Genomic DNA, 19,174 nt, shown 5'->3' with positions numbered 1-19,174 from the left:
GATAAAAAAGGCAATAGTCTGACTATTGCCTTTTCTTTTACTGATTTCTAACTCAATTTCTTATCTTTGATCTAATAACCTTTACTAAAGTCGACTCGATTCTGCAGTGGCTCACCCATGATGTAGCGGCGATAGTTTTGGCTAAAGATATCGACGATTTGTGCAGGATGGCTTGGCGCCGAAATATGCGGCGTGATCACGACATTTTCCCGTTCCCAAATAGGATGGCTATTGGGCAAAGGTTCCTGAGCAAATACATCGAGGATCGCTTGCTGACTAGGATTAGCGATCAGCTGGGTATTTAGCACATCGAGATCGAGTGCATCACCGCGGCCAACATTAAACAGCACTGCATCAGTTTTTAACATAGCTAACATGTCAGCATTGAGAAGATTGTACGTTGCGGGAGTGCTTGGCAGTAGATTTGCAACCACATCGGCCTGTGTTAACACTTGGCCTAAATTGGCCATCGCTTCTATGGCATCAAAACCTTCTACGGTATTACCGCTGCTATTGATACCAGTAACATGCATGCCAAAGTGTTTTGCAGTTTTCGCTAAATGCTGGGCTATTGACCCTGTGCCAAGCAAGAGCAATCGCATGCCCTGTAAACTTGAGTGGCGGTGCTGGGGTTGAATCAGCCACTGTTTTTGTCCTTGTTGCTGGCGATAAAAACGATGGCCGCGGACATGCGCGAGTAAATAGCCGAATAGATACTCGCTCATCAACGGGCCGAAAATGCCTTTAATATTGGTAAGTTGATAGTCTTTTCTGCCCCTTGGACTCATCAGAGCATCTATGCCTGCAAAGCTTGATTGTAACCATTGCAGATTTTTAGCATGGGGTAATAGGGGCGCGGCGAGTTTAGGTTCGGCTAACCAAATATCCGCTTCAATTATGCCCGCTGGATTATCATCGAGTATCTCTAAATCAGGGAGTTTCTGCGCCTCAATCAAGTCGCGATACTGTTGATTTGCCTTTGTTAGCAAGAGTAACTTGTGCCCCATGGCGTCTCCCTTTATGCTTGGTTATTGTTATTTTTCAATACGCTGTCGCGGCCACTCTGATGGATTGCGCTGCATCTTTTTAGGTTAAGTCTATGTTTGATCAATTAGTCGCCATTATTGCCCAGTTAGGTAATATGCTTCGCCCTTGGGCCTTCGATATTGCTACCGCTATGGTGGTATGTCTTATTTTGGTTTTTTCAGCGGATGTAAATCGTATCTTAAGGCGTCATTTGTTGGGGCATTCTTTTGTGCTGCGGACATTTGTTTTTATTATTGTGAATGCCTTTGGCTATGGCCTATTGATCGTGAAAGCCACGCCTTGGGTGGCAAGACACATAGTGGCTATGCCATCCCATTGGATGTTTCTGTTAATTGTGGCCATGTTTATTTTTATCGGTTATTGGGCTCAGCGAAATAGCCAAGCTTAATAGCGTTATTATTTTGGCCGTTACTCAAAGTAGCCAGAGTAATTGGCCATTGCCTTTTGGGTTAAGGCTTGCATGGCGCGATCGGGGTAATTGCTGAACACGCCATCGACACCTATCTGCTTAAGCGCATGAATATCATCAATATGATCGACAGTATAAACATAAACCTTGGCACCTCGGTTATGGGCGTCGTCTACTAGCGCTTGGCTGATAAAACTCACATCTAAATGTAATGAATAGGCATTCAGTTCGCTTACCACGGCAGCCCCTTCGAGTGGAATACTGGCAAGCAGTGGTGCGACTAAAGCATCCGGCAACGCCTGTTTAAGTTCATACAGATAGGGGTGATTAAAAGAAGAGATCAGTAACTGCTCCTTATTAAAACCAAGCTGACTCATAGCCTTTGGGTATAAGTCGATTAACGGCGTGACGGTATTAATGCCTTTTAACTCTATATTGACTATGCAGCGCCCCGCAATCAGCTCAAGTACTTGCCATAGCGTCGGAATGGATTCACCTTTCACATTGATGCTTGCTAGATAGTCCTTGCTCACTAAGTGAATGACGCCTGTGCCCGAGCTTTTATTATCGAGTCGTCTGTCGTGAAACACGACTAACTCACCTTCGACATTATGTACATCGAGTTCGACGGCTTGCGCACCCAATTCTAACGCTTTAGCCATGGCGGCTAAGGTATTTTCGGCCTGATAACCGCTGGCGCCGCGGTGAGCAAAAATAAGCATGGTCTACGATCCTATTAGCTTCTAATAATGCCTTGTTGCTCGCGATTTTGACCATTCTTAATATGGATTTCCATCTGCGGGTAGGCGAGTTCGAGATTGTTTTCTTTGAGTTTTTTAGTCACTCGTTTATGTAAATCATGGCGCAGTGGCCAGCGTGCCGACATATCTTTCGCATAGGCGCGCACTTCATAATCTTGGGTATGTTTACCAAAGCCGGCAAACCAGACTTCAGGTTCTGGGCTGGCAAGTGCATCTTCACACTCTTGCACCGCTTGATACAGGGTCGCTTCAACTTTGGCAGGGTCTGAATCCCGCGCCACCGACACATAAACAATGACCCGAGTAATAGGATCTGACAAGGACCAGTTGATCAGTTGCTCTGTGATAAAGGCCTTGTTCGGGATGATAATTTCCTTTCTATCCCAATCAATAATGGTGGTCGCCCGAATTTGGATTTTACTGACTGTCCCTGTTAAGTCACGAATTGTCACCGTGTCGCCAATCCGCACGGGTTTCTCAAACAAAATGATCAAACCTGAGATAAAGTTGGCGAAAATTTCTTGTAAACCAAAACCTAAACCGAGCGACAGTGCGGCAATCAGCCATTGCAACTTAGACCATTCCATCCCGAGATTAGAGAAGCCGATTAATAGTCCGAGGAAAACCACCAGATAACGACTGACGGTTGTGATCGCAAAACCCGTTCCGGGCGAGAGATCAAGCCTTTGCAGGATCATTAGCTCAAGTAGGCCGGGTAAATTGGTGGCAATCATTAACGAGAAACCCACCACTATCAGCCCAAACATCAGTGATTTCATGGTAATGGGCAATTGTTGCTCTAAGCCATTTACACTGGTATTGGTAGTCCACAGCGTAATGCCATCGAGGAAGGAAAACAGCGCCGTATGGGTTTGAGTCCACAGACCAATCAAACTGGCTAAAAAGGCCAATAACAAGAGTGAACGCACTAGGCCAAGGGATTGGCTCGAAATGGTTTCGAGATCGACCACGGGTTCTTCGTAGGTATCGAGTCCATCGACGGAAGGGTGATGCGTTTCGCCTTTTTCCCTTTGTGCTAAGCGTTCGGCACGTTTTGCCTTAGCGCGATCGAAGGCGATACGGCGGCGTTCGATTAACATCCACCGTTTGATCAATTGGTATAAGAGCAAGAAACCCAGACCCAGCACGATAGATAATTGCAGTTGTAACAGCATTTGGAAAGCGGTGAAGTAGTAACCCCTAAAGGCTAACACTGCGCTTAAAAGCGGCACAGAAATCAGCAAGGTCCAGAGCATTTTCTGAATGAGTTTTTTGTTTTTACCGTCTTTTTTTGCATCTGAGTTTTTACGGCTCAGGATTAAAATATCTTTGTATAACAAGAATAAAACGATACAGAAAATAATGAATGCGCCGCGGCCTATGCTATTACGCACCAGTGATGTGTCGAGCACTTCGGTAAAGCCCATCAGACCCAATAATGGGCTAGCAATCAGCACAAAGTGTCTGAGCCGTGATTGTCCCGCTTGGATGAGTTTTGAGGGGCGTTTGAAATGGCCCACGAGTACGCCTTTGTCGAGTGTCAGAATAAAGATAAAGCGATATAAGAGATACACTAAACCAATCGCCAGTATGCCCATACCCACTGCTTGCACAAAATTGCGATCGGAATGATAGAAAATCAATCCCGCCATGATCACTGGGAAAGGTTTTATCAACGCATAGCTGATACTGCAGGCGAGCGCTTTGAGAGTGTAAATGAATTTATCTTGGGTCACATTGCCCACATAAGTGGTGTAATGATTTAGCAAGCGATTGAATTTAGGCGTGATCAAGTCTTGTACGACTAAACACAGTACCAGCAATATGATCCACCAAGACCAATAATCGTTTTGTTCATCCCAGGCTTTTCCCAGTTCATCCCACTGTGCTTGTTGCACAAGCCAAACCGTGCTGCGCTCAAGATCCGTAAGCCATAACTTACTGATACTTGCAGCGTTAGGCACCCAGAATAAATGTTCGTTAAGGGTATTTTTTAGGGTGAGATTCTGTTGACTCAGTTGTTGGTAATTGACCTTCAGCTTGCCTAATTCACTTAAGTATTGGTCATAGCTTTGCATCAATTGCGAGATCAAACTCTGTTGCGAGTGTAAGAGTTTAATCTGCTGCTCATTGTATAAGCCGGGTTGTTCTAATTCTTGCTCATTGAGGGCTTGTTGCTGCTCTAAATGGTATCTGTCTAAGCGCGCATCGGCGATCAGCGTTTGCAGTTTTTCGTGATTCGGTGGTTTAGGCAGTGATTGCAACATCTGCAAAAAGCGCTCACCAAAGGCGGAGTTCATTTTGACCCAAGTGATCTGCTCTTGGATATTTGCCAGTTGTTTGGCTTGGGATTGATATTGTGTTTCTGCCTGTTCTTGCTGTTCGACCACATTATTGATCTGCAAAGTTAACGTTTGCAGCTTTTGGCCGTAAATCTGGTTAGTGTCGGCAATATTACGGGTGATAGGATCGATGACTTTTTCGGTATTAACTAAGTTTTTGGCTAGGGTGGCATCCGTTTGTTGCTGACGTTGTTTATTGATTGCCTTGTTGATGGTTTCGATCAAGGCTTCTTGCTGCACCAGTTGTTGGCGGACTAGCTGTAATTGTAATTGCGTCAGTTCAATGCGTTTTTGGCTGCTGGCAAGTTCTGCTTCATCGGTGGCAAGGCTTTGTTCAAAGAAGAGTCGTTGAGTTTGCTGTAACTCTCCCGTAGGGGTATCTAGCGGGGCGAGTTCTGCTTTTTTGTTTTGGGCGACAGTTTGCCTCGCGCTGGCGATAACGGTAGGTAAGTCATTGTGACGTAGTAATAAATCGTTAACTTGTCGGCCAAGGGTGGATTCGCTTTCTTTAAGTTCAGACAAGCGAATATAGGCCATGGAAGCCTGCTGGCTGAGGTCAGTACCTTTTTCTAGTGATAAAGGTTTATAGGCGTCTTTCAGCGCTTGGTTAGTGCGCTTCTTATGTTGCTCAAAATCAATCTGCGCTTGTTGGAAACTGGCTGCATTGGCGGCGAGTTTTTCTATGTTAATTTTTAGTTCGTTAATTTGTTCGTCAATGCTGAGATTTTGTTGCTGATCTTGCTTGTTCATGCCAAGACGTTTGTCCAACTGCAAAGGCGAATTGGCAAGTGCGGAAAATGTGAAAAAAGCAATAATGAACAATAAAATACGTGGCATATAGGCTAAAGACATTTAGGGGCGAAAGACGCTCCATATTAGCCAAATTGCGTTGAGATTGGTATGTTTCAGGCGTTCTTTTTTCGCCGCTGTAACTGGTGCGATTGATGGGTTTCGAAGATGGCGGTAGCGACTATGATAGTGCCACCAATTAAGGTGTTGAGATTGAGCTCTTCACCTAAAATGATCAGCGCTAACATGGCGCCATAAAAGGGCTGTAAGCAAGAGACTAGCCCAACCGTTTTGGCGCTGAGTTGCCTCAGTGCGGAAGTAAATAGCGCATGTGGCGCTGCGGTAAAGACGACGCCGAGTAAAATAATTAATCCCCACACTTCTAATGAGATGCTGTTCAGTTCCGTTTGGTGCCACGGCATTAGGAACACGACGGCGACCAAGGTTTGGTAGAACATAGCATGTGGGCCGCTGTACTGGGAAAAGTAGCGTTTGTGCAATAAGTTACGGGCAGTGAACAAGATGGCGGACACTATGCCGATGGCAATGCCCAGCGTAGTGTCGTTACCTAAATTGGCTTCAGGGATCAGTAATATCACCCCTATCAGCACTAACACGCCGCTGATCATATCGTGTAATTTTATCTTATTACCTGTCAGCAACGGCTCGGCAATCACTGTCATCACCGGATAGGTGAAAAACGCAATCATGCCAATGGCGACCGACGATAATTGCATGGCCGCAAAATAAGTCACCCAATGCAGGCTGACGATAACCCCAAGCCCGATTGCGACTAGATAATCTTGTTTGCTTGCCAGCGTTAAACGTTTGCGGCTGAATTTGACTAGCAAACCTAACACAGTGGCTGCGACGATACAGCGTAGAAAGGTGATGTCGAGGGCACTGAGCGGGATTAATTTAGAAAACAAAGCTGTGCCGCCAAATAGCAGCACAGCCAGATGCAATTCAATTAATCCCGAAGGTTTAGCAGAACTCAAGAAAGCTTAATCCGCTTGCTTAACGTCTTTCAGGTTAGCGAAGGCTTGTCCCATACGAGTCACTGCTTCGGCTTCGACACCTTCAGCAAAGGTTGCGATAGCATCTTTAGCAAACAACATCACTACAGTACTGCCTAACTTGAAGCGACCCATTTCCTCACCTTTGTCTAAGGTGATGGCATCTGGGCCTTGGGTTGGATATTCCCAAGTGAAGACTTGCTTACCTGTCGGCGGCGTGACTGTGCCAGCCCATACAGTTTCAATACTGGCAACAATCGTTGCGCCAACCAATACCATGGCCAATGGACCTAATTCGGTTTCAAAAATCGCCACAACGCGTTCGTTACGGGCAAATAGACCGGGTACGTGTCTCGCCGTTAACGGATTCACCGAAAACAGTTCGCCAGGTACATAGGTCATTTTTGATAACGTGCCTTTAATCGGCATGTGGATACGGTGATAGTCTTTAGGCGCCAGATAGATAGTCGCAAAATCACCGCCTTCGAAGCGTTTAGCATCTTCGGCTTGATCGCCAAGCAGGGTTAACGATGAATAGTGATGACCCTTAGCTTGGAAGATGCGACCGTTTTTGATTGGGCCTAATTGGCTTACGGCACCATCGACTGGATGCACCATGATATCGGCGTCCATATCTAACGGACGAATACCGGGTTTAAGGGCGCGGGTAAAAAAGGCATTAAAGCTTTTATAGGCTTCAGGCTCACTCTGCGCCGCTTCGCTCATGTCGATTTTATATTGTTTGATAAACCACTTAATGGCGGCAGTGGTTAAGGCGCCAGCTTCGGCTGCAGCGAGTTTACCCACTAAACGAGATAACAAGTGTTTTGGCAGCATGTACTGCAGCGCTATTTTGACTTTATCCAATTTCAATTCCTTTTCTTACTGCTCAATCTTTGCTGAGACTGTTGTTATTTATCAATAAGTCGTTATTCATCAGTGGCCGCACGGAAATGGCGGGCATGACGTTGTTCATCTAAGCTGGCGATAATTTTATGGTAATTATTAAAACGATCTGCGCTGATCTTACCTTGGCTCAGGGCTTCTTGAAGTGCACAGCCGGGATCGTCACCGTGTTTACAATCGCGGAATTTACATGCGCCAAGATACTCGCGAAACTCGATAAAGCACCAGCCGACACGTTGTGCAGGAAGATGCCATAGGGCGAACTCGCGTACTCCTGGAGAGTCGATTAAATCGCCGCCACTAGGTAAGTGCAACAGCTTAGCAGTGGTAGTAGTGTGTTGACCTAAACCTGAGTTATCGGAAACATCGCCGATAATAAGCTCTGCATCGGGTAGCAAGGCATTGATTATTGATGACTTACCCACACCAGATTGGCCGGCAAACACGCTGACTTTATCTTTGAGTATGCCTTTGATGGTATCGATACCATCGCCAAGCTTGCTGCTGACCTTATAAACCGGATAGCCAATGTCTTTGTAGCGCTGTAGCGCTTCGTCGATTGCCTGCGCTTCATCGGGATTGAGCAAGTCAATTTTATTCAAAATGATGATAGGCGGAATATCGGTATCTTCAGCGGCCACTAAATAACGGTCGATGATCTGGGTGGTAAAGCTGGGTAATACCGAGGAGACAATCAAAATTTGGTCGATATTCGAGGCGATAATTTTCACGCCATCGTATAAATCTGGGCGTGTAAGTGATGAGCGACGTGGATGAACGGCTTCAACAATACCTGCGATGCCGCTATTGGCTTGGCTCTCAATGGCTAATCGTACGATCACTTTATCGCCAGTCACTAAACTGGTGACGGCACGGCGAATATTACAGCGCACAATTTGGCCGCTTTCAGTTTCTATGTCGGCATGTTGGCCAAAACGTGAAATCACAGTACCGGGCTGTTCTTGCCCCAATGAACTATCCTGTAACTCTGGCGTATTTTTATCGCCACTATCACGATTGAGTCGCTTCTCGTGATTAGCGCGCATACGGCGTAATTGACCTTGGCTTAGGGGTTTCTTTTTACTCACTGATTCGTCTTCGTCAATTAGGTGATTTTTTGTGTTGGAAAAAAGCAGTATGATACACACTCTTGAATAAAAAAGCCTGAATTTAGGCTAACTGACACGATAAGGCTGATTTATGACGGCAGATGTAAATAATCTCATTTGGATCGATTTGGAAATGACAGGGTTAGAGCCCGACGTCGACAGGATCATTGAAATTGCCACTTTAGTTACAGATCAAGAACTCAATATTATCGGTCAAGGTCCGGTTATCGCGATTCATCAGTCAGATGATGTGCTGGCCGCTATGGATGATTGGAATCAAAAGCACCATGGTGAGTCTGGGTTGATTGATCGCGTGCGTGCTAGCCAAGAAACCGAAGCGCAAGCCGTGGCCAAGACGATTGCCTTCTTAGAACAGTATGTTCCTAAGGGCGCCTCTCCAATGTGTGGTAACAGTATTGGCCAAGATAGACGCTTTTTAAATCGTTATATGCGCGAGCTGGAAGATTATTTCCACTACCGCAATGTGGATGTCAGTACGATTAAAGAGCTAGTGAAGCGTTGGAGCCCAGAAACTATGGCGGGCTTTAAGAAGCAAAACACTCACCAAGCACTGCAGGATATCCAAGAGTCGATCGCTGAATTGCAGTATTATCGCAGCAAAGTATTTAAAATTTGACCGATCAGTAGATAAATATGCAAGAAGGGGTTGCAGCCGCATGAATTTTTCATATAATGCGGCCTCAACTTTTTGATGCGAACAGAGATGTGCGGTCATTTAGATTGAATGCGACATTAGCTCAGTTGATAAAGGTTGATAGGCGATACCTTTGTTAATGTTGAAGGCAAATGTAGCAGCGATGCAAAAAGCGACATTAGCTCAGTTGATAAAGGTTGATAGACGATACCTTTGTTGATGTTGAAGGCAAATGTAGTAGCGATACAAAAGGCGACATTAGCTCAGTTGGTAGAGCGATACCTTGCCAAGGTATAGGTCATCGGTTCGAACCCGATATGTCGCTCCAAATTAAAATTTAGTGATTTGCCAAATCATTAATACGGATTATGCGACATTAGCTCAGTTGGTAGAGCGATACCTTGCCAAGGTATAGGTCATCGGTTCGAACCCGATATGTCGCTCCAAATTAAAACTTAGTGATTTACCAATCATTAATACAGGTTATGCGACATTAGCTCAGTTGGTAGAGCGATACCTTGCCAAGGTATAGGTCATCGGTTCGAACCCGATATGTCGCTCCAAATTAAAACTTAGTGATTTACCAAATCATTAATACAGATTATGCGACATTAGCTCAGTTGGTAGAGCGATACCTTGCCAAGGTATAGGTCATCGGTTCGAACCCGATATGTCGCTCCAATTTCCTAAATATTCCACTATCACATTACTCAATTGACATTAGCTCAGTTGTGATTTTTGATATGGCGATACCTTTGTGATTGTTAAATTAGTCAAGGTATAGGTCATCGATTCGAACCGCTCTTGATCAAAATCATGTCGCTCCAATTTCAATAAATCCCTCCAAAATTATTTTATCCAACATCATTTCAATCGTGTTGCTCATATTGCTATCACTTATAATGCTTAGCCGTTGACTAAGGCATAGATCATTGCTCGAACCTCTCCCTATCAAAATCATTTCGCTGTACTTCCGTTAAACTCTTCAACAGCTACTTTTTCACATAATTCCCTCAATTAGTTCGTCTATATTTGTCTTGATTCACTGCCATCTACCTCAAGCACTCTATCTCAGATTCACCATGCACAACCAAAGACTTACGAATACCCTTTGGGAAAAGTGCGTTGAGATCTCTTTTGGCTTTTCTCTTTTATACAAAACAGTGTGATAGGATTTAGATGCGTGATCTATAGCGTGTTTCTTCAAGTTTTCCTAAATTAGATAGCTGCGTGAAAGTTAAATTATGACCTTGTTCAAATATTCGTAACGCTTTTACTCACATAATGGAATTAGACAAAATTAATAGCGCCAAGTAGTTGGCCTGACAATGGAGTGCATTATATGCGTATTCAACAATTACGTGATCTACTCGAGTATGTGGCAAATTGCCGCTTAGATATGGCGCAACTCTATGGCCGACTCAATAATCAAGCTGACTCGGCTCGTGTGAAAATGATGTTGGAGTATTTTGAATCACACCAAAAAACCATGGCAGAAAAACTGCGTGATTATATGGATGAAGCACCACATCGTATTCTTGATACTTGGTATAAAGACTTCACTTTTGAAGACTTTACTAAGCGTTGCCAAGATACTATGTTGCCCGCAAACATGAATGAAGATGATGTGCTCAACTTACATTTAGACCTAGAGAATCGTCTGATTGGTTTGTTAGAAAAAACAGTTAACTCAACCACGGCGGAAGATGCGCGCAATGCGTTAGCCAATTTGATCCGAGTAGAGAAAACTCAGCAGCAACGTCTAGTCCATAGTACGATTCGGATGGACGATATCTAAATCGTCATTTCTTCTCGATTCTCAAAGCCAGCCCAGTGCTGGCTTTGGTTTTTATGTCGACTTTGTATCGGCAACTTTTACTCTACTTTGCTCCATTTGGGCGGGTTTCTGCGCCTGAACTGATTTACGTCATAATTTCTCGCTGCTTTTTTTGCTACTTTCTTGATCTATTGGCTGATTTTTATTGGCCTTGCTCAATTCTGCCAAGACTTCTATGGTGAGATTACTCATTGTGAAATGGAGTCATTGGTGTCTAAGGAGATCCTTCATGGCACAAGATCTATCGCAATTTCCCAAAGCTCTATACACCCAAACACAAGTTCGCGAAGCTGAACTGAGTGCAGTGTCTCAGGGAGTATCTAGTCTCTATGAATTGGTCGAGCGTGCTGGCGCGGCGGCTTTTGAGTGTTTAGCGAAACATAGCTCCAAAGTCTTACCTGTGTTAATTCTTGCTGGCAGCGGTAACAATGGTGCCGATGCTTTAGTGTGCGCCCGTCTAGCCCGTGCCAGTGGTATGGACGTTTCTGTGATGATGACGTCAGCGGCAGGCACGCCTGAGTGTCAGCAAGCATTGACCCATTATCTTGCTGAAGGTGGAAAATTACTGCCGTTAGAGGTTGAACCTATTCTCGCAGCGAAAATCATAGTCGATGGTCTGTTAGGTACGGGGGTGCGTGATGCTGTACGCGACGATATGGCTAAATATATCCGTGCCATCAATGACAATTCGGCTTGGGTATTGAGCCTTGATTTACCCTCTGGAGTCATTGCTGATACAGGCGCCGTAGCAGGTGTTGCTGTGATGGCGGATATCACCTTATGTTTTGGTGGTGTAAAGCAAGGTGTGTTAACGGGTAAGGCGCGGCATTACAGTGGCGAGCTTGAATTTGCAGATTTAGGATTAACGCCTTTCTTTGCTGAAGCGAGCGCACAAAGAGTAGGAAGAGAGACTCTTAAGGACTATTTTGCCGCCCGAGCACGGGATAGCCATAAAGGCCAATCGGGCAAAGTCACTGTCATCGGCGGTGATATAGGTATGGCTGGGGCTGTGAGACTGGCAAGTGAGGCTTGCCTACGTGCAGGCGCGGGATTAGTCACTGTGATCAGTCGACCTGAGCATCAACTGACGGTGAATGTCTCCCGTCCTGAACTGATGTTTTGGGGTTGTGATTTAGTCGATATGGAAGTGTATCTGCGCCTTGGTTGGGCGCAGGTTATCGTGCTTGGCCCTGGTTTAGGTAAGCATGACTGGGGGTATAATTTGTTTAAAGCCGTGGGCTTGAGCGATAAGCCTTGTGTTTTAGATGCCGATGCATTGAATCTGCTCAGTAACGAACCAAGGCGCCAAACGAATTGGGTATTAACACCACATCCGGGTGAGGCGGCGCGTTTACTTGGTTGTACCGTGGTCGATATTGAACAGGACAGATTTGCCGCTGTTCACGCGATTCAGCAAAAGTACGGCGGTGTTGTATTGCTAAAGGGCGCAGGAACGGTCATTTTTGATGGTCAGCAAATGGTAGTTGCACCAGTCGGCAACCCTGGGCTTGCCAGTGGTGGGTGTGGCGATGTGTTATCTGGTATTATAGGCGCGCTCATGGCTCAGGGAATGGATAATATGCAGGCAACTGTGCTTGGCGTAGTCGTACATGGTTGCGCCGCTGATCTTGCGGCAATACAGGGAGAACGGGGTATGTTAGCGAGCGATTTAATGCCTTTTATTCGCCAATTAGTGAATAGTGATTTACTCTAGGCGGAATGTGAGACTCAAGCGGGGCTGGACTTTGTTATGTGCCCTGTGCCTTTTTAGGATTGAGTCGCTTCTCCATCAATAACAGCAGTGATATAAGCGGATATGACAGAGTTAACTTTTTTCTTAGACAACGAAGACGACACTATTGCGGTTGGGCAAAAATTAGCCCGCCATGTCCAAGCGCCTTTGACTCTGTATCTTACGGGTGATTTAGGAGCCGGTAAAACGACGCTGAGTCGTGGCTTAATTCAGGGATTGGGCCATAAAGGTGCCGTTAAAAGCCCGACTTACACTTTAGTTGAACCATATGAGCTAGAAGATGTCGAAGTTTATCATTTTGATTTGTATCGTTTAAACGATCCAGAAGAACTCGAGTTTATGGGGATCCGTGATTACTTTACGGATAAGAGTCTGTGCATTGTTGAATGGCCAGATAAGGGAGAGGGTTTACTGCCCGCTGCCGATGTCCATATGCATTTAAGTTATCAAAATAGTGGGCGAGAAATACGTATAGAGGCCTTGTCTGAGCCAGGTGAAAAGTTATTAAAAGCGATAAAATAAAAACTAAAATGATAAAAAATAACCCGTATTTTCAAATTATTATTCTTTCTTTATGTTCTTTTTTCTCTGTGGCGGCCCATGCTGCTAATCAGTTAGAAAGCGTACGTATTTGGGCCGCGCCTGAGTCAACTCGAATCGTGTTTGACTTGAGTGGAGTGCCTGATTACACCTATTTCTCTTTAGATGGCCCTAATCGTTTAGTGGTGGATTTAAAAAAGACCACTGCTAAAGTTGTGCTTAAAAATCTTGAAAACAACAGTAAGTTAGTTAAGGGCGTGCGGATCAGTAAGTCACCGACTAAAGGTGATTTGCGCTTAGTGATCGATCTCGTAAAACCATTGAATGCAAGCTTGTTTTCTTTGCCTGTTACTGCGCCCTATGGCAATCGTCTAGTGGTTGATTTAGAAGATAAAACGTTAACTACGGCAACGGCTATCGTGTCATCTACACCCGTTAAAACTGTCACCCAAGCGGCGCAATCATCCCGCGATATTGTCATTGCTATTGATGCGGGTCATGGTGGCGACGATCCTGGCTCCATTGGTCCTTCTGGTGTTTATGAAAAAAAGGTCGCCCTAGAAATCGCCAGACGTGTTTCCAGCAAAATCAATGACACGCCAGGCATGCGTGCTGTGATGATCCGTACTGGTGATTATTTTGTGAATTTAAATAAACGCTCTGAACTGGCGCGCAACAGTAAGGCAGATCTGCTGATTTCTATCCATGCGGATGCCTTTACCTCGCCCAATCCACGTGGCGCCTCCGTATGGGTGCTATCAATGCGTCGTGCTAATAGTGAAATTGGTCGTTGGTTAGAGCAAAAAGAGAAACACTCTGAGTTGCTGGGCGGCGCGGGTGAGATTATTCAAAACACGGATAATGAACAGTATTTGGCTATGACGCTGCTCGATATGTCAATGAACAGTTCGATGGCAATTGGCCATTCTGTTGCGGGGGATATTTTAAAAGATTTAGGTGGCGTGACTCAATTGCATAAAAGTCGCCCTGAGTCCGCGAGTTTAGCCGTGCTGAAGTCACCGGATATTCCTTCAATATTGGTTGAAACGGGCTTTATTTCAAACCCTAAAGAAGAGCGTTTACTGTCGAGTAGTCGCCATCAAGAGAGCATTGCCAATGCTATTTATAAGGGGGTGAGCCGTTACTATCACAACAATCCGCCAGCGGATACTTTGCTTGCCCAAAGAAGGGGAGGAAGCTCTAGCAGTGCTAAGCCGGCCAAAACCACAGCAAAAGCATCAGCAGAAAGAACGCCAACTGAAAGAACACCTACAGCCTATGTTGGCGATGCGGTATCGACAAAGGTTAAACATAAGGTCCGTCGCGGAGAATCTTTATCTGCAATCGCGCAACGTTACAGTGTGCCAATGTCCAGCATCAAACAAGCGAATGGAATGAAGTCCGATGTGGTGCAGTTAGGGCAAACGCTAGTCATACCCCAGAGTTAAATAGGAAAGCATGATGGGCATTCAGATCCTGCCTCCGCAATTAGCCAACCAAATTGCGGCGGGGGAAGTGGTTGAGAGACCCGCTTCCGTAGTCAAAGAATTGGTCGAGAATAGCCTCGACGCAGGAGCGAGCCGAGTCGATATTGAAATCGACAAAGGCGGTAGCAAGCTGATTAAAATTCGCGATAACGGATCTGGCATACCTAAAGATGAACTCGCGCTAGCCTTATCGCGCCATGCGACCTCAAAGTTACACACCTTAGACGATCTTGAAGCAATCCTTAGTTTTGGTTTCCGTGGTGAAGCGCTAGCCAGTATCAGCTCAGTCTCACGTTTAACTTTAACTTCACGCACGGCTGAGCAAACCGAAGCGTGGCAAGCCCATGCTGAAGGTGCCGACATGGCAGTTAAAGTGATGCCCGCCGCGCATCCAGTAGGTTCGACGATTGAAGTGGTGGATTTATTCTTTAATACACCAGCTCGCAGACGCTTTTTAAAGAGTGACAAAACCGAATTTACCCATATAGATGAATGGTTAAAGCGCATTGCATTAGTGCGCGGCGATATTCATTTCACGCTGACGCATAACGGCAAGACAGTACGTAATTATCGTCCTGCCATGAATGAAGCCCAGTATTTACAGCGTTTGACGCAAGTAAGTGGTCGCCCATTTGCTGAGCAAGCGCTTAAGATTGAATGTCAACACGATGATTTGCGCCTCAGTGGCTATTTACAGTCACCTTGGTCGCCAGTGATTACTGATGCCCATTATTTTTATGTCAATGGACGCCTTATCCGTGACCGCTTAGTCAATCACGCGGTGCGCCAAGCCTTTGCCCAAAAAGCAGAACTTGAGCAACCCGGCTACGTGCTGATGTTGGATATCGATCCCCATCAAGTGGATGTTAACGTGCATCCCGCTAAGCATGAGGTGCGATTCCATCAGAGTCGCTATGTGCATGATTATATTCTGCAAGCATTGCAATCGGCGCTGGAAGAAGCAGGAGAGCTCACCTTCGTTCACTCTAGTTCTTTGGATGAGGTTGAAGATGTGTTTGTGGATGCCCCGATAAGCGCCACTGAAATCTCAGCCCCTTTTGTATTTGGCGCTGATTCAGCTCAAGTTAATACGCAAACTGATACACTTGAGTCTGCTCAAGATTCAGTAGCCCCAGCAGTTCAAGTAAAGTCTGTAGGCGCAGGACGAGAAGGCGCCAGTTTTGGCACTCAAACCAATGCTTTTGGCAGCATGACAATGCCAAGAGACAGCAGCCGTGGCAGTTATTCTGTAGGTGAATCTCGACAACGTACTGAATTACCGTCAAAGGCGGCAATAGCAAGTTATGGTGCTTTACTGCAAACCCCTTCTTACAGTGTAAAAGATCAAGATTATCAGTCTGTGTTACCTATGCCATCGATATTAGATGGGCAATATTGGGTGATGACGTCGGAAGATAAACTCAGTCTATTATCAATAAAATCAGTAGCATTGGCGACGCGATGCCAAGAGATTGAAGCTAAACTAGCGACGGGGTTAATTGGTCAGCCTTTATTGATGCCAGTGTCTGTCGCGGCTGATGCGGATTGGCAGGCTGTGCTCGATGAACACGACACGCTGATCCGCCAATTAGGTTTAGAACTAACAATTCGTTACCAGCAGTTGATTATTAAAAAAGTGCCCCCATATATCAGAGAGAGCCAGTTAGCTAAAGTGATCCCTGAGTGGCTACAATCGCTACGTTTTGAAACACCTGCGCCGAGCGCATTGGCGTTTTGGTTGGCAAAACACAGTTTAACGGGATTCGTTTCGGCACCAGAAGTCTGGGCAGCATTTTCGCAGTTAGCTGAAGAGAAAAAACAGCTTATTGCCAACAAAGCGATATTCTTACCTTGGCAATCGTGGCTAGAAGAGCAAGCAAGTGAATAAAGAATTACAGCCTAAAGTGTTATTTTTGATGGGGCCAACGGCCTCAGGTAAGACAGCTTTAGCATTAGAATTGGCCGAAAAGCATAACTGTGAAATTATTTCGGTCGATTCGGCATTAATTTATCGTGGTATGGACATTGGCAGTGCCAAACCTTCAACAGACGAACTGGCTCGCGGGCCGCACAGATTAATTGATATTCGTGATCCCAGTGAAAGCTATTCGGCAGCCGACTTTAGAGCCGATGCCATAGCCCAGATAGAAGAGATTGTCAGCATGGGGAAAACGCCAGTATTAGTTGGCGGAACCATGATGTATTTCAAAGCGTTACTCGAAGGTTTGTCACCTTTGCCGAGTGCGGATGAGGCCATTAGGGCCGAGATCCAAGCGGAGGCGGATGAAAAGGGATGGGAAGCACTGCATGACCAATTAAGGGAGATAGATCCCGTGTCGGCAGAAAGAATTCATCCTAATGATCCACAAAGACTTTCAAGAGCGCTGGAAGTCTATAGAATAAGCGGCAAGAGCATGACTGAGTTGACTCAGACCAAGTCAGCCCCCTTGCCCTATGACGTAGTGCAGTTTGCTATTGCACCGCGCGAGCGCAAAGTGTTACATGACTTAATAGCGCAACGTTTTGCGCTTATGCTCAAACAGGGCTTTATTGAGGAAGTCACAGAGCTAAAAGCCCGTGGAGACTTGCATTTAGACTTGCCTTCAATGCGTTGTGTCGGTTATCGACAGTGCTGGCAATACCTAGATGGTGAGTTTGACTATGATACTATGGTCGAAAAAGCGGTTGCTGCTACTAGGCAATTGGCTAAGCGTCAATTAACATGGTTGCGGAGTTGGCCAGAGTTGAATTGGCTTGAAAGTGGTGCTGAGGGGAATTTAGTTATACTTATGCGTCAATGCCGCTAGCTTATTAGCCCTTGCTGTATAATACTAAAACTAAACAAAAAACTATCACTGATATCGATTTATTTTATATAAATTAAAAAAGGAAATAATAAAATGGCTAAGGGGCAATCTTTACAAGACCCATTTTTGAACGCATTGCGTCGCGAGCGCGTTCCTGTATCAATTTACTTGGTTAACGGCATTAAACTCCAAGGACAGGTAGAGTCGTTTGATCAATTTGTCATTCTGTTGAAAAATACAGTGAGCCAAATGGTTTATAAACACGCTATTTCTACTGTCGTGCCAGCACGCCCATTCAACGTTACTGGTCACCAAAATGCCCAAGGCGGATATGGTGCTCAAGATGATGCGCCTAGTGGCGAATAAGTATTATCTGAGGAGTTTGCTTCTTGTTTGATCGTTATGAGGCGGGAGAAACTGCGGTTCTTGTCCATATCGACTTTTCCGATGAGGAACGCCGAGAAGATTTAGTCGAGCTGCAGCTATTAGTAGAATCAGCTGGGGCAAGATCAGTCGGGGTGATTACTGGAAGTCGACGTTCACCGGATCGCAAATTTTTTGTGGGTTCTGGTAAAGCCGAAGAGTTAGCTGCATTAGTGGCGGCGACTGAAGCCAATGTGGTGATTTTTAATCATGCATTGAGTCCAGCCCAAGAGCGTAATCTTGAGCAAGTGTGTCAGTGTCGAGTGCTTGACCGTACGACACTTATTCTCGATATTTTTGCCCAAAGAGCGCGAACTCACGAAGGTAAGTTACAGGTGGAGCTAGCGCAATTGCGCCATATGTCGACTCGCCTGATCCGTGGTTGGACGCATCTTGAAAGGCAAAAGGGCGGTATTGGTTTACGTGGTCCAGGGGAAACCCAGCTCGAAACCGATAGACGTTTGCTCAGAGGACGGATTAAAAATATCAACAAACGCTTAGAGCGAGTTGATAAGCAACGTGAACAGAGTCGACGTGCACGTAAGCGTAGTGATTTGTCGACCGTTTCATTAGTCGGCTACACAAACGCGGGTAAATCAACGCTGTTTAATGCCCTAACATCATCTGATGTTTATGCTGCAGATCAGCTATTTGCCACACTCGATCCTACGCTAAGAAAGTTAGATTTACCTGATGGTGCCGTGATATTAGCGGATACTGTCGGGTTTATTCGTCATTTGCCCCATGATCTCGTTGCTGCATTTAAGGCAACCTTACAAGAGACAAGGCAAGCTGAGTTATTACTACACATAGTTGATTGTGCAGATGAAAACATGGCGGATAATTTTGATCAGGTTCAATCTGTACTGAAAGACATCCAAGCCGATGAAGTCATGCAACTTGTGGTCTGTAACAAAATCGATTTACTCGAAGATGTGACGCCAAGAATTGAATATAACGACATAGGCAAACCCGTTCGAGTTTGGGTTTCAGCACAGAAGCGTTTAGGATTTGATTTGCTATTGAAAGCCATCACTGAGCTTATTGGTGAGGTGATTAAAGAGCTAACACTTAGAATTCCGGCAACTGCTGGACATTATCTTGGCCAGTTTTATCGACTGGATGCGATACAGCAGAAAGAGTACGACGATCTGGGGAACTGTATTTTGTCTGTTCGTTTATCGGACGCCGATTGGCGCCGATTAACAAAACAGAGTCAGGGTGAGTTAGAAACCTTCATCTTCGAAGATTCGATAGATGAAGCTGTTTGTTAATAATCTAATTTATTTCATC

At 45.3% G+C, this 19,174-nt stretch carries 16 protein-coding genes and 4 tRNA genes; 14 read left to right on the top strand and 6 right to left on the bottom strand.

Annotation, left to right across the window (positions count from 1 at the left end; all coding sequences use genetic code 11):
- Nucleotides 1-71 precede the first annotated feature (71 nt).
- Nucleotides 72-1,007, bottom strand: a complete 936-nt coding sequence (locus L5M71_RS05065; RefSeq protein WP_263206448.1) for a D-2-hydroxyacid dehydrogenase — start codon at nt 1,005-1,007, stop codon at nt 72-74.
- 92 nt (nt 1,008-1,099) lie between these two features.
- Here L5M71_RS05065 and L5M71_RS05060 point away from each other — a divergent pair, with 92 nt between their 5' ends.
- Complete coding sequence (locus tag L5M71_RS05060; RefSeq protein WP_113939153.1) at nt 1,100-1,435, top strand: DUF3392 domain-containing protein; 336 nt, start codon at nt 1,100-1,102, stop codon at nt 1,433-1,435.
- 20 nt (nt 1,436-1,455) lie between these two features.
- Here L5M71_RS05060 and L5M71_RS05055 read toward each other — a convergent pair whose 3' ends face one another.
- The 5 genes from L5M71_RS05055 to rsgA form a co-directional block, all read right to left on the bottom strand.
- Nucleotides 1,456-2,178: a glycerophosphodiester phosphodiesterase gene (locus tag L5M71_RS05055; RefSeq protein WP_263206446.1), complete on the bottom strand. Its 723-nt coding sequence runs from the start codon at nt 2,176-2,178 to the stop codon at nt 1,456-1,458.
- A 14-nt stretch (nt 2,179-2,192) separates the two neighbouring features.
- Entirely contained in the window at nt 2,193-5,396 is a 3,204-nt protein-coding gene (locus L5M71_RS05050; protein ID WP_105253001.1) for a mechanosensitive ion channel domain-containing protein, read from the bottom strand.
- A gap of 68 nt (nt 5,397-5,464) precedes the next feature.
- The gene (locus L5M71_RS05045) at nt 5,465-6,346 is read right to left on the bottom strand and encodes a DMT family transporter (RefSeq protein WP_263206444.1); all 882 of its coding nucleotides are present in this window, start codon (nt 6,344-6,346) and stop codon (nt 5,465-5,467) included.
- A gap of 6 nt (nt 6,347-6,352) precedes the next feature.
- Complete coding sequence (gene asd / locus L5M71_RS05040; RefSeq protein ID WP_028761759.1) at nt 6,353-7,231, bottom strand: archaetidylserine decarboxylase; 879 nt, start codon at nt 7,229-7,231, stop codon at nt 6,353-6,355.
- Nucleotides 7,232-7,293: 62 nt separating this feature from the next.
- A complete protein-coding gene (rsgA, locus tag L5M71_RS05035; RefSeq protein ID WP_105250279.1) occupies nt 7,294-8,358 on the bottom strand; it encodes a small ribosomal subunit biogenesis GTPase RsgA in 1,065 nt (354 codons plus the stop codon).
- A gap of 112 nt (nt 8,359-8,470) precedes the next feature.
- Here rsgA and orn point away from each other — a divergent pair, with 112 nt between their 5' ends.
- The 13 genes from orn (at nt 8,471) to hflX (ending at nt 19,155) form a co-directional block, all read left to right on the top strand.
- The gene (gene orn, locus L5M71_RS05030) at nt 8,471-9,016 is read left to right on the top strand and encodes an oligoribonuclease (RefSeq protein WP_006080044.1); all 546 of its coding nucleotides are present in this window, start codon (nt 8,471-8,473) and stop codon (nt 9,014-9,016) included.
- A 270-nt stretch (nt 9,017-9,286) separates the two neighbouring features.
- Nucleotides 9,287-9,362: transfer RNA gene (locus L5M71_RS05025), tRNA-Gly, on the top strand.
- A 42-nt stretch (nt 9,363-9,404) separates the two neighbouring features.
- Nucleotides 9,405-9,480 (top strand) — tRNA-Gly (locus L5M71_RS05020).
- Nucleotides 9,481-9,521: 41 nt separating this feature from the next.
- Nucleotides 9,522-9,597: transfer RNA gene (locus L5M71_RS05015), tRNA-Gly, on the top strand.
- 42 nt (nt 9,598-9,639) lie between these two features.
- Nucleotides 9,640-9,715: transfer RNA gene (locus tag L5M71_RS05010), tRNA-Gly, on the top strand.
- 661 nt (nt 9,716-10,376) lie between these two features.
- Nucleotides 10,377-10,832 carry a hypothetical protein gene (locus L5M71_RS05005; RefSeq protein ID WP_028761762.1) on the top strand — a complete coding sequence of 152 codons (456 nt, stop codon included), beginning with the start codon at nt 10,377-10,379 and terminating at the stop codon, nt 10,830-10,832.
- A 268-nt stretch (nt 10,833-11,100) separates the two neighbouring features.
- Nucleotides 11,101-12,585 (top strand): NAD(P)H-hydrate dehydratase, encoded by a 1,485-nt coding sequence (locus L5M71_RS05000; RefSeq protein WP_263167850.1) that lies wholly within the window; start codon nt 11,101-11,103, stop codon nt 12,583-12,585.
- A 102-nt stretch (nt 12,586-12,687) separates the two neighbouring features.
- Nucleotides 12,688-13,146 (top strand): tRNA (adenosine(37)-N6)-threonylcarbamoyltransferase complex ATPase subunit type 1 TsaE, encoded by a 459-nt coding sequence (gene tsaE, locus L5M71_RS04995; RefSeq protein WP_198571956.1) that lies wholly within the window; start codon nt 12,688-12,690, stop codon nt 13,144-13,146.
- An 8-nt stretch (nt 13,147-13,154) separates the two neighbouring features.
- Nucleotides 13,155-14,612, top strand: a complete 1,458-nt coding sequence (locus L5M71_RS04990) for an N-acetylmuramoyl-L-alanine amidase (protein ID WP_113939148.1) — start codon at nt 13,155-13,157, stop codon at nt 14,610-14,612.
- A 13-nt stretch (nt 14,613-14,625) separates the two neighbouring features.
- Entirely contained in the window at nt 14,626-16,539 is a 1,914-nt protein-coding gene (gene mutL / locus L5M71_RS04985) for a DNA mismatch repair endonuclease MutL (protein WP_411569130.1), read from the top strand.
- Nucleotides 16,532-17,458, top strand: coding sequence for a tRNA (adenosine(37)-N6)-dimethylallyltransferase MiaA (gene miaA, locus L5M71_RS04980; protein WP_263206437.1), 927 nt, complete (start codon nt 16,532-16,534; stop codon nt 17,456-17,458). Before mutL ends, miaA begins: the two co-directional genes overlap by 8 nt.
- A gap of 93 nt (nt 17,459-17,551) precedes the next feature.
- Entirely contained in the window at nt 17,552-17,824 is a 273-nt protein-coding gene (gene hfq, locus L5M71_RS04975; RefSeq protein ID WP_006084207.1) for an RNA chaperone Hfq, read from the top strand.
- Nucleotides 17,825-17,847: 23 nt separating this feature from the next.
- Entirely contained in the window at nt 17,848-19,155 is a 1,308-nt protein-coding gene (gene hflX / locus L5M71_RS04970) for a ribosome rescue GTPase HflX (protein WP_028761769.1), read from the top strand.
- Nucleotides 19,156-19,174 lie beyond the last annotated feature (19 nt).

It is taken from the genome of Shewanella sp. SW1 (assembly GCF_025653545.1).
Classification (GTDB): Bacteria; Pseudomonadota; Gammaproteobacteria; order Enterobacterales; family Shewanellaceae; genus Shewanella; species Shewanella oncorhynchi.
Note: the sequence above shows the minus strand (reverse complement) of the source record. Positions and strands in the feature narration are given on the sequence as shown.

Bases quoted from the DNA above. Each gene is read 5' to 3' on its own strand.
- L5M71_RS05060 (WP_113939153.1), top strand. From the start codon at position 1,100: ATGTTTGATCAATTAGTCGCCATTATTGCCCAGTTAGGTAATATGCTT.
- L5M71_RS05005 (WP_028761762.1), top strand. From the start codon at position 10,377: ATGCGTATTCAACAATTACGTGATCTACTCGAGTATGTGGCAAATTGC.
- hfq (WP_006084207.1), top strand. From the start codon at position 17,552: ATGGCTAAGGGGCAATCTTTACAAGACCCATTTTTGAACGCATTGCGT.
- L5M71_RS04990 (WP_113939148.1), top strand. From the start codon at position 13,155: ATGATAAAAAATAACCCGTATTTTCAAATTATTATTCTTTCTTTATGT.
- orn (WP_006080044.1), top strand. From the start codon at position 8,471: ATGACGGCAGATGTAAATAATCTCATTTGGATCGATTTGGAAATGACA.
- L5M71_RS05065 (WP_263206448.1), bottom strand. From the start codon at position 1,007: ATGGGGCACAAGTTACTCTTGCTAACAAAGGCAAATCAACAGTATCGC.
- L5M71_RS05050 (WP_105253001.1), bottom strand. From the start codon at position 5,396: ATGCCACGTATTTTATTGTTCATTATTGCTTTTTTCACATTTTCCGCA.
- L5M71_RS05000 (WP_263167850.1), top strand. From the start codon at position 11,101: ATGGCACAAGATCTATCGCAATTTCCCAAAGCTCTATACACCCAAACA.
- tsaE (WP_198571956.1), top strand. From the start codon at position 12,688: ATGACAGAGTTAACTTTTTTCTTAGACAACGAAGACGACACTATTGCG.
- mutL (WP_411569130.1), top strand. From the start codon at position 14,626: ATGGGCATTCAGATCCTGCCTCCGCAATTAGCCAACCAAATTGCGGCG.
- L5M71_RS05055 (WP_263206446.1), bottom strand. From the start codon at position 2,178: ATGCTTATTTTTGCTCACCGCGGCGCCAGCGGTTATCAGGCCGAAAAT.